The sequence below is a fragment of the Embleya hyalina genome (assembly GCF_003967355.1).
In the GTDB taxonomy this organism is placed as follows: domain Bacteria; phylum Actinomycetota; class Actinomycetes; order Streptomycetales; family Streptomycetaceae; genus Embleya; species Embleya hyalina.
Genome location: NZ_BIFH01000057.1, coordinates 22,528 through 36,717, shown reverse-complemented (window position 1 = coordinate 36,717; position 14,190 = coordinate 22,528). Strand labels below are relative to the sequence as shown.

Here is a 14,190-nt window from a genome sequence, read left to right as displayed (position 1 = left end):
GGCCGGCGCGCGCGGGTTCAGCGCTCCCAGACCCGCACCGCCCGGATCCGCATCTCCGCGCCGGTCACCGTGTCGGGGACCGGCTCCGGGTAGCCCATCGCGAGGGTGAACAGCACCTCCATCGGCTCGTGCGGGACACGCGCCCGGTCGGTCACGGCGAACACCTGCTCGCCGTCGATCGACCAGGTCACCCGATCCGGCCGCCAGTCGAGGGTGAACCGGTGGAACGTGCCGGACCAGTCGCGCTCGCGGGAGGTGCGCGTCTCCTCGTCGGGACGGCCGTCGGGCCCGGTCCAGTGCACCGTGGCCCGGGCCAGGCCGTCCGGGCCGATCAGTTCGACCACGTCCAGTTCGGGAGGGGTGCGCTTGGCGGCCGGCATCAACCAAAAGGCCGGAAACGAGAACGGCTCGCGAGGCAGCCGCAGTTCGGCCTCGACCCGGCCGTAGGTGAAGGTGAACCTCGGTCGGCCCGACCAATTCGGCCGCCCGGTGGACAACATGCCCGAGACCCACGGGTAGGCCACGCCGTCCGAGCCGGTGGTGGGCCGGCGCGCGGCGGTCAGGATCGCCTGCCCGTCCCGCACCCGGACCTGCTCGGGCAGGTACCACTGCTGCTCGTGGTTGCCCGCGTTGGTACAGCCGGCCACGTTCCAGTCGTAGCACGTCACCCAGCGCTCGGCGGCGAGCGCCGACCCGGTGAAGTCGTCGGCGAACAGCAGCCGGGGCCCGGCCGGCGGCGCGGACTCGCACCCGGCGAGCAGCAGCACCGGCACCACGACCGGCAACACCACGGCGAGCCGTCGGCGGACCCGCGTCGCTCGACCCGTTCTCATCGAAGCCACCCACTCTCCTCAGTGCCGCCGCCGGCGCACGGCCAGGGCGAGCACGCGCACCGCCGTGACCACCGCCGGCAGCGGATCGTCCAGAGCCAGCCAGGCCGCCTCCACCCCGCCGTGCCCCGGCGCGCGGCCGGGTGGCCGGGCCACGCCGCAGCGCCCCCGGTAGGCCACGAACGCGGCCGGATCCAGATGCTCGGCGACATAGCGCCGACCCTCGCGCTGACCACCCGAGGGGATCGGCCGTCCCGTCAGGTCCAGATGCAGCGCACGCACCACGTCGAGGCCCCCCGCGGTCTCGAACATGCGGAACTGGGCGCCCACCCGGGGGTTGAAGTCGACCAGCTTGTAGCGCCCGTCGCGCAGGTCCAGCCGCCAGTCCAGATCGGCCGGACCCCGGTAGCCGAGCGCCCGACACAACCGGGCCGAACGGCGGGCGAGACCCGGGTTGGCCAGCGCCCGGGCGTACGTGGTCACCCCCGCGTGCGGCGGCCAGGAGCGGAGCTTGAGGCCGGTGAACACCGGTGCGCACCGACCGTCCGGCGCGGCGTACAGGTGCACGATCCAGTCCTGCGCGGCCTCGCGCGGCACATACGCCTGCAACAACACCGCGCGCGGCTCGCCGACCAGCGCGAGCAGCGCGCGCCGGTCGCGGACCAGCGTGGTGCCCGGCACCACCGGCGCCCGCAGTCGGTCCCACGGCGCGAGGTTCTTGACCACCACCGGATAGCCCAACTCGGCGGCGAACGCCGTCAGTTGTTCACGGTCGGCGGGGAAGCGGGTGTCCGGCGCGGGCACCCCGTGGGCCAGGCAGCGCCGGTAGAGCCCGCGCTTGCCCGCCAACCCGGCGGGCAGACCGGGGTCGACCTTGGGCAGCAGGAAACACTCCGCGAGGCGGTCCCGGGCGCCGGCGGCCAGCAGCGCCGCCTCGTCGTCGGTGGGTATCAGGACCGCGCGGGCGGGCAGTCGGCGGCCGATCCCGAGCAGTCGCTCCACCAGCGCCCGAGGGTCCTCCAGGCCGGTGGTGGGCCACACGTGCCGCCGACTCAGGTGCCGGGACACGGCGGTGGGGGTGTACGCGTCCTCGACCACCGCGTGCACCGGCACGCCCGCGCGCCCGAGCGAGCGCACCGCGCCGACCGAGCCCTGGTGCAGCGGATAGCGGCCGACCTTGAACAGCAGCGCGGGCACCGAACGATCCAGCTCGACTCCTCGGACAACCATTTCGTCGCCTCCCCGTCCGGACCTTTCTAGCAGCGCGAACCGACGTTTCACCGGATAAGCCAACAATCCACTCGAATATCCGAAGGGCACCGCCATGACCGTGGCCATCGTCGGAGCCGGCCCCTACGGCCTCTCGCTCGCCGCCCACCTGCGCCAACTCGGAGTGACCGCCCGGGTGTTCGGCGAACCGCTGGAGGGTTGGCGGCGGCACATGCCGATCGGCATGCTGCTGAAATCCAGGCCGGCCGCCTCCTCGATCGCCGCGCCCGGGCCCGGATTCACCCTGGCCTGCTTCCAACGCGCCCGCGGCGAGCGCCCGCTGACGGGCGATCAGCCGGTGCCCCTGGAACTGTTCGTGGCCTACGGGCGGTGGTTCGCCGACCACCTGGTCCCGGACGTGGAGCGCGAGCGGGTCACCGGCATCGAGCCCGCCGGCCCCGGCTTCGTACTCGCCCGGGACGGCGGGCCGGACCTGGCGGTCGACGCGGTGGTGCTGGCCACCGGCCTGGCCGCACATCGCTACGTGCCGGCCGTGCTCGAACACCTCGGCGACGACCTGGTATCGCACCCCGCCCAGCGCCCCGACCTGGCCGAACTCGGCGCGGATCGGGACATCGTGGTGATCGGCTCCGGCCAATCGGCCCTGGAGAGCGCCGCGTTGCTGCACGAGGGCGGCGCCGCACGGGTACGGGTGTTCGGCCGGGCCGAGCGCATCCGGTTCGCCGCCCCGCCCCGGGCCCGGCGGTTCACCCCGGATTCGCCGCTGGGATCCGGCTGGACGATCGCCGCCGCCGCGCGGGGCCCGGCCGCGTTCCGGCTGCTGCCCGCCCGCGTCCGGGTCGACCTGGCCCGGCGCATCCTCGGCCCGTCCGCCGCGTGGTGGTTGCGTGACCGGCTGGACGGGCGGGTCCCGGTCCGGGACGCGCAGACCGTCACCCGGGCCCGGCGCGAGCCCGACGGGCGGGTGCGGATGTGGCTGCGGGACCGGTCCGGCCACCAGCGCGAGGTACACGCCGACCACGTGCTCGCCGCGACCGGCTACCGGGTCGACCTGGCCGCCCTCGGCTTCCTGCCGCCGTCGCTGCGGCGCCGGATCGCCACGGTGGGCGGACTGCCCGCGCTCGACGCCTCGTTCGAGACGAGCGTGCCCGGCCTGTACGTCACCGGCCCGCCCGCCGCCGCCACCTTCGGCCCGGCGATGCGCTTCGTCCACGGCGGCGACTTCGCCTCCCGCCGACTCGCGGCAGTACTGGCCGCCCGCTTCCAGGACTGACCGCCACCGGACCCCGTGGCGCGTCAGCGCCCCCGACCCGGTCCCATCCTGGAGATCGACGCGCGAAGCGCGGAGAGCGGCGGAGCCGCGAAGTGTGGGCTGGGCGACCCGGAGCGAAGCGGAGGGGCGCACGGCCCCGAGCGAGGGGCCGCTTTTTCTTGGAGGAGCGAAGCGGGGGAAAGAAAAAGTGGTCCCTCGCGAGCCGGCGCGAAGCGCCCAACAATCAGCGCGCGTGCGGCTCCAACCGGACCACGATCGACTTGGACGTCGGGGTGTTGCTCTCGTCGGCCGTGCTGTCCAGCGGCACCAGCACGTTGGTCTCGGGGAAGTAGGCCGCGCAGCAGCCCGCGGCGGTGTCGTAGGACACCACCCGGAACGCCTCCGCCCGCCGCTCCGACCCGTCGTGCCACTCGCTGACCAGGTCGACCAGCGCGCCGTCGGCGAGGCCCAGCGTGCTCAGGTCGACGGGGTTGACGAACACCACCCGGCGACCCTGCCTGATGCCGCGATACCGGTCGTCCAGGCCGTAGATGGTGGTGTTGTACTGGTCGTGCGAGCGCACCGTCTGGAGGATCAACCGACCCTCGGGCACCCGCAGCACGGCGAGTTCGTTGCGGGAGAAGTTGGCCTTCCCGGTGGTGGTCGGGAACCGCCGCGCGTCGCGCGGCCCGTGCGGCAACACGAACCCGCCGGGCTCGCGCACCCGGCGGTTGAAGTCGGTGAAGCCCGGGATCACCCGCTCGATCCGGTCCCGGATCAGGTCGTAGTCGCGCGCGAGGTCGCGCCACGGCACCGACACCCGGTCACCGAGCACCCGCTCGGCCAGCCCGCAGACGATCGCCACCTCCGAGCGCAACCGCGGCGAGGCCGGCGGCAGTTTGCCGCGCGACATGTGCACCGCGCTCATCGAGTCCTCGACCGTGACGAACTGGTCCCGCTCGGTCCGACCCAGGGTGGGCAGGATCAGCGCGCGCCGCCCGGTGACCGCGTGCGAACGGTTGAGCTTGGTGGACACCTGCACGGTCAGCCGGGTGGCCCGCAGCGCCGCCTCGGTGGCGGCGGTGTCCGGCGTCGCGGAGACGAAGTTGCCGCCCACCGCGACGAACACCTTCACGCTCTCGTCGCGCATCGCCCGGATCGTGTCCACCACGTCGTGCCCGTGCGCGCGCGGCGGCGCGAAGCCGAACTCCTGCTCCAGCGCGTCCAGGAACGCCGGCGCGGGCTTCTCGTAGATGCCCATCGTGCGGTCGCCCTGCACGTTGCTGTGCCCGCGCACCGGACACACCCCCGCGCCCGGCCGGCCCACATTGCCGCGCAGGAGCAGGAAGTTGACCACCTCACGGATCGTCGGCACCGAGTTCTTGTGCTGGGTCAGGCCCATCGCCCAGCACACCACGATCCGCCGCGAGCCGAGCACCCGCCGGTGGATGCGCTCGATCTGTTCGCGGGAAAGCCCGGTCGCCTCCAGCACGTCGGCCCACGGCGTGGTCCGCACGTCGGCCGCGAACTCCTCGAACCCGTGCGCGTATTCGTCGATGAAATCGCGATCGAGCACGGTGCCGGGCGCGGCGTCCTCGGCTTCGAGCAGCAGCCGGTTCAGCGCCCGGAACAGCGCGAGGTCGCCGTTCACCCGGATCTGCGCGAACTCGTCGGTCAGCGGGGTGCCGGACCCGAGCATCCCGGAGACCTTCTGCGGATTCTTGAACCGCAACAACCCGGCCTCAGGCAGCGGATTGACCGCCACGATCGAGGCGCCCGCCTGCTTGGCCTTCTCCAGCGCGGACAACATCCGGGGGTGGTTGGTCCCCGGGTTCTGACCCACCACGAAGATCAGGTCGGACCGGTACAGGTCCTCGAGCGACACGCTGCCCTTGCCGACCCCGAGCGTCTGGGTCAGCGCCGAACCGCTGGACTCGTGGCACATGTTGGAGCAGTCCGGCAGATTGTTGGTGCCGAACGCGCGGACGAACAGCTGGTACACGAACGCGGCCTCGTTGCTGGTGCGGCCCGAGGTGTAGAACGCCGCCGCGTCCGGCGAGTCCAGCGCCGCCAACTCCTCGGCGACCACGCCGAACGCGTCCTCCCACGAGATCGGCGCGTAGTGCGAGGCGCCCTCGGCGAGATACATCGGCTCGGTCAACCGACCCTGCTGGCCCAGCCAGTAGTCCGACTTGTCGGCCAACTCGGCGACCGGGTGCGCGGCGAAGAAGTCGGCGCCCACCCGGCGCACCGTGGCCTCCTCGGCGACCGCCTTCGCGCCGTTCTCGCAGAACTCGGCGACACTGCGGTGGTCCGGCTCGGGCCAGGCGCACCCGGGGCAGTCGAAGCCCTGCTTCTGGTTCACCTGGACCAGGGTCAGCAGGCTGCGCTTGACCCCCATCTGGCGGCCGGCGTGGCGCAGCGACCAGGCGACGGCCGGCAGCCCGGCCGCGTACTCCTTGGGCGGCCCGACCACAAGCCCCTCGTCGCCGACGTCGTCCACGGGCGGCTTGCTGACCATGCGGGTGCTCCTGCGGCTCGAAGCGGTCGTATCGACACGACTCGACACGACCCTGATGACCAGTACGTTACGCCCCCGGCTCCGACGCGCCGCGGCTCAGCGGCCCCGAAGCAGTACCGTCCCGCGAGCGGACCCGTCCAGGCTCTCGGTGTGCAGCCGCTGCGGGGCCACCCCCAATTCGCCGGTCAGCCGGTGCGCGGTGGCCCGGACCAACGCCGCCGACCCGCTGACGAACACGTCGTGGTCCGCCCAGTCGCCGTACCTGGCCAGCACGTCGGGCAGCGCGCCCCGGACGCCCGTGAACGAGCGGTCGTGGGTGACCGCGGGGATCACGTTCAACCACGGGTACACGTCGGCCATGGCGGACAGCGCGCCCAGGTCGTACAGGTCCGCCCGATACTCGGCGCCGATGAACACGTGCGCACGGTGTGCCAGCTGACGCTGCGCCATGTGCTCCACCAGCGCCTTGATCGGCGCCAGGCCGGTGCCGTAGGCCACGCACAACGTCCGGCGCAGCGTCTCGCCGCGCAACACCAGGCCGCCGCGCGCCGGGCCGAGCCGGATCCGGTCGCCGACCCGGGCCCGGTGTACCAGCGCGTTGCTCACCCACCCCGCCGGCACCGCGCGCACGTGCAGCTCCAGCCGGCCGTCGACGCGGGGGGCGTTGGCGATCGAGTAGTGCCGCCACACCCGGGGCCACCAGGGGGTCTCCACCGTGACGTGCTGGCCGGGGTGGTAGGGCAGCGGGCGATCCGGCTCGACGGTGATCACCGCGATGTCCCGGCCGCGCGGCTCGTGGGCGGTGATCACCGCGTCCCACCACGCGGGCGCGTCCTCGGCGTCGTCGGCGGCGGCCTCGATCATCACCGCCGCCGCCCACGTGTACACCTCCACCCAGGCGGCCTGGAGTTCGGGCGTCCAGCGCTCGCCCAGGTAGCGGGCCAGCGCGCCGATCAGCGCGCCGCCGACCGCGTCGTAGTGCTCGTCCAGTACCCCGTATTTGCGGTGGTCCCGGCCCAATCCGCGCAGATAGCGGCGCAACTCGTGCGGTTCGTCGCCGGCCGCGCCGACCCGCAGCAGCGCGGCGAGGAGGCGGTCGCGCTGGTGGTCCATGGCCGGCGGGAACAACGCGCGCAGGTCGGGGCGGCGCAGGAACAGCAGCGCGTAGAAGTGCGAGACCAGATCGTGCGCGACGGGCGCGACGGCCTCGAGGCTGCCGCGGAGCAGATCGGCCCGGGAGGGGTCGGGACTTCCGGACATGACGGACCGCATCCTCGTGTGCTCGGAGAGCGACCGATCGGCCGGACATGTACCACCGAAGCCGGAAACCGCCGGTCGCCCGAAGGGGAAGTGACCCGACGGTATGCGCCGGTCCGATTGCGGAGGGTGGGTAATGCGGTAAGCCCGCCGCGGGGAACCGCGACGGGCTTACGCTTGAGGATTTCTTACGCCGTGTGGGTGACACGACGGCCGGCGTCCGGCCGCCCGGTCGAGGAGCGGTGGGATCCGGTACGGGTCAGGGCTGGTAACGGACGAAGGTGCCCGCGATCTTCGCGTCCTGGTCCGCGCCGACGGCCACCGGGTCGGCGCCGCCCAGCACGTTCTCGGCGAAGTCCTTGAGCGGACCCGCCGTCCAGCCCGGCGCGGCCGGGTACGGCTTGCCCTGGGCGAGCGCGGTCAGCGTCGCGGCCCGGGCCGGGTTGGCGGCGCCCGACGTGGTGGTCAGCCCGCCGAGCGCCGGCACCGTCTCGTTCTCGTTCGCCCAGCGCTCCTGCCACACCGACGAGGACATCACCCGCAGCAGGTTGGTCGCCCCCACCGGATGCCCGGTCTTCGCCGACACGGCCAGCACACCGGCCCACACGCCGACCGTCGCGGGCTTGCCGGCGGTGGTCCCGGGCATCGGGAAGGCGCCCAGGTTGCGGGCCGTCTCGGGGGAGGTGCGCAGCAGTTCGGCCACCACCCAGTCCGGCTGGATCGCCATCGCCGCCTTGCCGGCGGTGAGCACGGCGGTGATGTTGCCGGCCGGGTCCTTGTACTCCTCGACGTTCTTCGGCGCGCTCGAATAGGACTGGAGCTTTTGGAAGAACGCGATGCCCGCGCGGCCCGCGTCGGTGTTCAGTCGCCCGACCCAGCGCTCGTTCTGCCGCACCGCTATCTCGCAGCCGTTCGCGTACAGGCACGCGGCGATCGTCTGCCAGGCCCGGCCGACCAGGTGCAGCGCCTCGAACTTCGGGTCGCTCGCGTAGTGCTGCTTGAGCTTGTCCAACTGCGTGATCCACTCGTCGCGCGTGGTGGGCACCACGAACCCGGCCGGATCGCACAGCCGCTTGTCGTACAGCACGACCGGGGCGTACACGTCCATCGGCAGCGCGTAGAGCTTGCCGTCGACGGTGCAGGCGGCCCGGGCCGCCGGATGCCACGCGTCCGCGTTCAACCGCTTCGCGTAGGGGGTCAGGTCGAGCAGGGTGCCCTGCTTGACCCGGCGGGCCAGGCCCAGGCTGTCCACCTGGAAGAGGTCGGGGCCGTTGCCCGCGGCGAGCGCGGTGTCCAGCTTCGTCTGGTCGATGTACTCCTGGACCTCACCGCGCACGGTGCCGAGTGGATCCACCTTGACCAGCGCGGCGGCCAGGTCGGAGTTGGTCTTCGCCTGGTCGACGCCCGGGGTGTAGAGCTTGTCCAGCCACATGGTGAGCGTGTACGGACCGCTCTCGGTGGTGGGCGGTTCGGGGTCGGTCGGCGGCCCCGGCGGTACCGGCGCGGGGGTGGTCGGGTTCGGCTTGGGCGAGGGGGCGGCGCTCTTGTCGTCGCCCCGGGTGAGCAGCCAGGCCGCGACCCCGCCGCCGGCCGCGACGGCCGCCGCGACCGAACCGGCCACGATCACCCGGCGCCGGGAGGTCCCGCCGTCGGGCCGCGGGGGTTGCGGACCCCGGCTCCCCGGCGGCGTGTTCGGGTACTGCGGCCCGCCCGGGTACTGGGCGGGTGCACCCGGATACGGCCCGCCGGCCGCGTATTGCGCCCCCTGGCCGGCCGGGTACTGCGGTGCCTGGTTCGGGTATTGCGGTGCCTGGCCGGGAGGTTGCCCCGGCGAGTATCGCGGGGCCTGGCCCGCCGCGTACTGCGGAGGCGGCCCGGCCGGGTAGCCGGGCGCGGGACCGGCCGGCGGCTGCGGTGCCCCACCCGCCGGGGGTGGTCCGGGCCGCTGCCCGGCCGGGTACCCCGGCGGCGGTCCGGCCGGCCGGTGCTGCGCGGGCGGTCCGGCCGGCTGTCCCGGGGGCGGCGGCACGGCCATCGGGGCGTACGTGGGCCGAGGCGGTGGTTCGGCCGACGGGTCGTCGTCCCTCGACGCGGGTGGTTCCTCGTTCCACGACGACACGGTGCGGCTCCTCCGAGAGTGGGCGACAGGCATGGCCGGATGCCATGCCTGCGCAAACCCTAGGCCGCGCGGTGATCTCTGCCGCCAGGGAGATCCGTCAGGTGGGGTCGACGCCGAACTCGCGGGCCACGATCGTGTTCGCGGCGGCCGCCGCCACCAGCGGATCGGTGCCCGCCAGCGTCTGCCGGGAGAGTTCGGCCAGCGGACGCTCCGACCACCCCGGGGCGACCGGATACGCCCGACCGCCCACGGGCAGCGCGGAGAGCGCGGCCTGGATCATCGGATTGTCCGACGGCACCGCTCGATCCAGGCCGCTGCGGACCGGGACCAGCCGGGCCTCCGTCGCGATCCGGGCCCGCCAGCGGTCGGTGGCGACCAGGGAGAGCAGGTCGATCGCCGCCTCCTTGAACAGGCTGGCGGCCGACACCGCCAGGACCGTGCCGTGCACCCCGACGGCGGCCGGCTTGCCCGCCGTGCGGCCGGGGATCGCGAACGCGCCCAGCACCGGGCGCAGCGCCGGATTCGCGGTCACCACCGCGTCGTACAGCGAGGCGTCGGCGATCACCGAGGCGACCCCGCCCTTGGCGACGCGGGCCGTGGTCGCCGGGTCGTCGTTGCCCACCCCGACCGCGTCCGGCGCGTACGACTGGAGGTGTCGGAAGAACCGGGCCCCCTCGACCGATCCGGGCAGGTCGAGCGTGCCGCGCCAGGCGTCGCCCTCCTGCACCGCGATGGTCCCGTCGTCCTCCCACACGCACGAGGCCAACACCGGCCAGGCCCCGCCGGGTACGTACAGCGCGCGGTAGTCGGGGTTGGTCGCGTTGGCCTGGCGCAACTTCTCCAGGTCCGCGACCCAGGTCACCCGGTCGGTCGGCACGCCCACCTGCGCGGCCTGGAACAGCCCCTTGTCGTAGAGCACCACGGGCACGCCGGCGCCCAGGGGCAGCGCCATGATCCGGCCCCCCGAGGTGACCGCGGCCCGCACGGCGGGGAACCAGCTGCCGCCGTCGAACCGGCTCTGCAACGGGGTCAGGTCCATCACCAGGTCGGCGGCCTTGAACCGGGCCAGGGCGAGCAGGTCGAGTTCGAACACGTCGGGCCCGCGACCCGCGCGCAGCGCCTGTTCGAGGGCCTGGGTGTAGCCGGCCTTCGGCTGCACCCGACTGCCGATCCGCACCCCGGCGCCGGAGGTGCCCATTTTGCCGAACTCCAGGCCCAGTTCGCCCAGCAGCGCGGCGGGCACCAGGCTCTCCGTGGTCCACACGGTGAGTTCGCGGACCGTGCCGGGCACGGCCGGTCCCGGCGTGCGTGCCGCCGAACTCGACGCCGGCGCCGACGGCTTCGGGGTGGCCTTGGGCGTCTTGTCGCCGCCCCGGCTCAGCGCCCATGCCGCACCGCCGCCGCCCAGGACGGCGGCACCGGCCGCGACGGCGAGGAAGCCGCGGCGGGACTTGGCCCGGGACGAGCCGGCGGCCCGGTGCGCGCGGGTGGGCGGTTCGCCCCCGGCCGGCGGCACGGCGGGTTCGGCCCGGGCCGCGCGGTGGGTCCGGGCCGGGGTGGCGGGCGGCGCGGACTCCGGCTCGGGGACGGGCGGCGCGGCGGGGGAGGCGACGGTCGTGGTCGTGGGCTCCGGCTCCGGCGGCGGGGTCGCGCCGGGCGGCGGGGCCGGTACGGTGTCGGCCGCGTACGGCTCGCTGCCGGGCATCGGCTCGGGTGGCTCCCACGGGTTGGCCACCCGTTCGGCCACCCACGTCGCGGTGGCCGCGGGCAGCCAGCTCGGGCCGGCGGTGCCGGCCGCGACCCGGGCCACCTCGTCCGGACTCGGCCGCCGGTCCGGGTCCTTGACCAGGCAGGCCGCGATCAGGTCGCGCAACGAGGCGGGCACGTCGCCCAGTTCCGGCTCGCCCTCGGCGACCCGATCGGCGGGCGAGCGCTCGTCGCCCCGGTCGAACGGGCCCGCGCCGGTCGCGGCGAACACCAGCACCGACCCGAGCGAGAACACGTCGCTCGCCGGACCCACCGTCAGATCCCGTACCTGCTCCGGCGAACGAAAGCCGGGGGAGTCGAGCACGGTGCCGATCACCACGCCGTCGGCGGTCACCGACGAGCCGAGCGAGGCGTGCGCGATCCCGACGTGCGGCAGCCGGGGGCCGTTCGGATCCAGCCGCACCGCACCGGGGTCGAGCCGCCCGTGGTACAGCCCGGCGGCGTGCAACAGGCCGAGCGAGGCGGCGAGTTCACCGGCCAGCGTGCGCAGCGAGTGACCGGGGAGCAGACCGTGCCGACGGACCGTCTCGGCCAGCGTCGGACCGGGCACGTGCGTGGTGGCGTACCAGAGTTGCCGGCCGGTGGTGTCGGCGTCCAGGACCACGGCGGTGCCCGGACCGGGCAACCGCCGAGCGGCGTCCACCTCTTCGCCGAAGCGGACGCGGAAGGCGGGATCACGCCCGAGGTCGGCCCGGATCACCCGCACCACGACGGGGGCGTCGTCGGGCGCGGCGCCCAGATAGGTCCGAGCCGTGGTCCCTTCGCCGAGCCGGCCCACCAATCGGTAGGCGCCAACGCTCGAAGGGTCCTCGTCGTGCAGCGGCCGCATGGCAGAAACTCCGTTTCGCTCACCGGTGTGAACGGTGCCGAAGTCTGCCATGAAGCGCGCCCGCTTCCGGCCACCCGTTCGGCGGCACCCCCGCCGAGCCCGTCATATCCGTAAAACACCGGGCGCCGCGCCCCCGGAGCGGCCCGCCCGCGCGGCACGGGACCCGCGCGACGCCGCGCGCGGGTCCCGCCGTACCTATCGCGACCGGGGCAGCCCCAGCCGGTGCTCCGCGATGTTGTTGCGCTGGATCTCGCTGGTCCCGCCGTAGATCGTGGTCACCGGCGCGTCCCGCGCGGCGTGGTCGACGAACCACGCGTCGCCCGGCTCGCCCAATAGTCCCTCGGGTCCGGCCATGTCCAGGCACGCCTCGGCAGCCCGGTTGTACGCCTCGCTCGCGTACAACTTGGCGATCGAACCCTCGGTGGTGGGCAGGCCGCCCGCACTGGCGATCAGCGCCGGACGCAGCGCCAGCAGCGCGGTGATCTCGTTGTCGATCGCGATCCGGGCCAGCCGCTTGCGCACCGCCGTGTCGTCCATCGCCCCGGTCTCGGTCGCCCACCGGGTGAACCGGCGCAGCAGCGACACGCCCTGGTTCATGTTGCCGAACACGCCCCGCTCGTAGGCCAGCGCCACCTTCATCACGTCCCACCCGCCGTGCACCTCGCCCAGCCGCCAGCGGTCGGGGACGCGGACGTCGGCGAAGTAGGTGATGTTGGTGCGGTCGCCGCCCATCGTCTCCACCGCCTGGAAGGAGATGCCGGGCAGGTCGGTCGGCACCAGGAACATGGTCAGGCCGCGATGTTTGGCCACGTCCGGGTCGGTGCGGGTCAGCAGGATCACGTAGCCGGCCTCGTGCACGAGCGTGGTGAACATCTTCTGCCCGTTCACCAGCCACACCGGCTCGTCCTCCGGGTCCCCGGGCACCCGCTCCGCGCGGGTGGCCGCCGCCGCGACGTCCGATCCCGAGCCGGGTTCGCTGTAGCCGAGCGCCGCGATCGCCTCGCCCCGATGGAACCGGGGCAGTACCTCGGCGAGATGGAACGCGCTGCCGATCTGCTCCACGACTCCCGCCACCAGCATGGTGTTGGCCAGCCCGTAGAACGGCGCGTCGGCCAGCCCCAGTTCGTCGAAGAAGACGTACAGCTCCAACGGGTCGCGCCCCCCGGCCCGCCCGGGCCCGGCCATGCCCTCGGCGATCACCCCGGTCGCGGCCAGCGCGCGGTGGAACCCCCAGTCGTGGAAGGTGCCGGTGCGCCGGGCCCGCTCGATCATGTCCTCGGTCAGGTGTTCGGCGACGAAGCCCCGGATCCATCGCCGGAACTCCTCGACCGATTCCTTGGGTCGAAAGTCCATCAGACGCCTCCCACCGCTCCGAAGAGATCGTCGGCCAACGCCCGGTACTCCTCGTCCGGATCGCCCAGGACCAGCGGCCAGCCCCGCGCGCGCCGGAAGTAGAGCTGGATGTCGTATTCGAGGGTGACGCCGTATCCGCCGTGGAAGTGCACCGCGCGATAGGTCGTGGTCCGGGCCACCTCCGTCGCGGCCAGGAACGCCATCACCGCGAGCCGGCCCGCCTCGGCCGGGTCGCCCTCGTCGGCGCACCACGCGGCGCGCGCGGTCAGCAGCCGGATCCCGTCCAGCGGCCCGACCAGATCGGCCAGCCCCTGCTGGACCGCCTGGAAAGCGCCGATCGGCTTGCCGAACTGTTCGCGCTCCAGCGTGTACGCGACCGCCGACTCCAGCGCCCGCTCGGCGAGCCCGGTCAGTGTGGCGGCCGTATACAACTGCCACTCCCGGCGCAGCGCGGCGTGTCGCCGGGCCGCGTCCTCGCCCCGGGCCAGGACCACCCGCCCGCCCCGGTCGTCGCGCACGTATCGGTCGGCCAGCGGCGCCGCCGCGTGGTTGACCGGCGCGGTCATCGGCGCCTCGCCCCGTACCGCGACCAGTTCGTCCTCGTCGAGCGCCACCACCACATCGGCCACCGCGCCGCCGGGCACCAGTCGGGCCAGGCCGTCCACGGTCGGCCGCAGGGCCGGCGCCGCGATCAGCGTGCCGTCGGCGACCCCCGCGCACCACGGCGTGTCGAGCAACAGTCGGGACGCGGCCAGGTGCGCGCTCAACGGCACCGGCGCCAGCACCCGACCGGCCTCGTGCAACAGCAGGATCAGATCGGCTCGGCTCGCACCGCCGCCGGCATCTTCGGGCAGCGCCATTCCGGGTACGCCCATCGCGGCCAGGCGCCGCCACAGATCGGCCGCGAAGCCGAGCGGTTCGGCCGCGCGCACCACGGAAATCGGGCATCGGTCCGTGAAGAACTCCGAAAAGGCGCTCCGTACCGCCTTTTGATCTTCCGTCGGTTCAAGATCCACCGGCGACCTCCGTTCA

General features: G+C 73.8%; 9 protein-coding genes. 1 reads left to right on the top strand and 8 read right to left on the bottom strand.

Going from position 1 to position 14,190, the window contains the following annotated elements; all coding sequences use genetic code 11:
- Positions 1 to 17 precede the first annotated feature (17 nt).
- Together EMA17_RS48600 and EMA17_RS48595 are read right to left on the bottom strand one after the other, a co-directional pair.
- Positions 18 to 833 carry a glycoside hydrolase family 16 protein gene (locus tag EMA17_RS48600; RefSeq protein ID WP_246127388.1) on the bottom strand — a complete coding sequence of 272 codons (816 nt, stop codon included), beginning with the start codon at positions 831 to 833 and terminating at the stop codon, positions 18 to 20.
- Between the two features lie 18 nt (positions 834 to 851).
- The gene (locus tag EMA17_RS48595; protein ID WP_126643654.1) at positions 852 to 2,060 is read right to left on the bottom strand and encodes a carboxylate--amine ligase; all 1,209 of its coding nucleotides are present in this window, start codon (positions 2,058 to 2,060) and stop codon (positions 852 to 854) included.
- A 94-nt stretch (positions 2,061 to 2,154) separates the two neighbouring features.
- Here EMA17_RS48595 and EMA17_RS48590 point away from each other — a divergent pair, with 94 nt between their 5' ends.
- Positions 2,155 to 3,333 (top strand): FAD-dependent oxidoreductase, encoded by a 1,179-nt coding sequence (locus tag EMA17_RS48590; RefSeq protein WP_126643653.1) that lies wholly within the window; start codon positions 2,155 to 2,157, stop codon positions 3,331 to 3,333.
- 223 nt (positions 3,334 to 3,556) lie between these two features.
- Here EMA17_RS48590 and EMA17_RS48585 read toward each other — a convergent pair whose 3' ends face one another.
- The 6 genes from EMA17_RS48585 to EMA17_RS48560 all read right to left on the bottom strand — a co-directional run bounded on the left by EMA17_RS48585 (position 3,557) and on the right by EMA17_RS48560 (position 14,174).
- Positions 3,557 to 5,833, bottom strand: a complete 2,277-nt coding sequence (locus EMA17_RS48585; protein ID WP_126643652.1) for an FdhF/YdeP family oxidoreductase — start codon at positions 5,831 to 5,833, stop codon at positions 3,557 to 3,559.
- A gap of 96 nt (positions 5,834 to 5,929) precedes the next feature.
- Positions 5,930 to 7,093: a globin domain-containing protein gene (locus EMA17_RS48580; protein WP_126643651.1), complete on the bottom strand. Its 1,164-nt coding sequence runs from the start codon at positions 7,091 to 7,093 to the stop codon at positions 5,930 to 5,932.
- A gap of 256 nt (positions 7,094 to 7,349) precedes the next feature.
- Positions 7,350 to 9,209 (bottom strand): extracellular solute-binding protein, encoded by a 1,860-nt coding sequence (locus EMA17_RS48575; RefSeq protein WP_126643650.1) that lies wholly within the window; start codon positions 9,207 to 9,209, stop codon positions 7,350 to 7,352.
- Between the two features lie 97 nt (positions 9,210 to 9,306).
- Positions 9,307 to 11,805, bottom strand: a complete 2,499-nt coding sequence (locus tag EMA17_RS48570; RefSeq protein WP_160161849.1) for a serine/threonine-protein kinase — start codon at positions 11,803 to 11,805, stop codon at positions 9,307 to 9,309.
- Positions 11,806 to 12,000: 195 nt separating this feature from the next.
- Positions 12,001 to 13,158, bottom strand: a complete 1,158-nt coding sequence (locus tag EMA17_RS48565; protein WP_126643648.1) for an acyl-CoA dehydrogenase family protein — start codon at positions 13,156 to 13,158, stop codon at positions 12,001 to 12,003.
- Positions 13,158 to 14,174 carry an acyl-CoA dehydrogenase family protein gene (locus EMA17_RS48560; RefSeq protein ID WP_160161848.1) on the bottom strand — a complete coding sequence of 339 codons (1,017 nt, stop codon included), beginning with the start codon at positions 14,172 to 14,174 and terminating at the stop codon, positions 13,158 to 13,160. The genes EMA17_RS48565 and EMA17_RS48560 overlap by 1 nt, the downstream gene beginning before the upstream one ends.
- Positions 14,175 to 14,190: the final 16 nt, after the last annotated feature.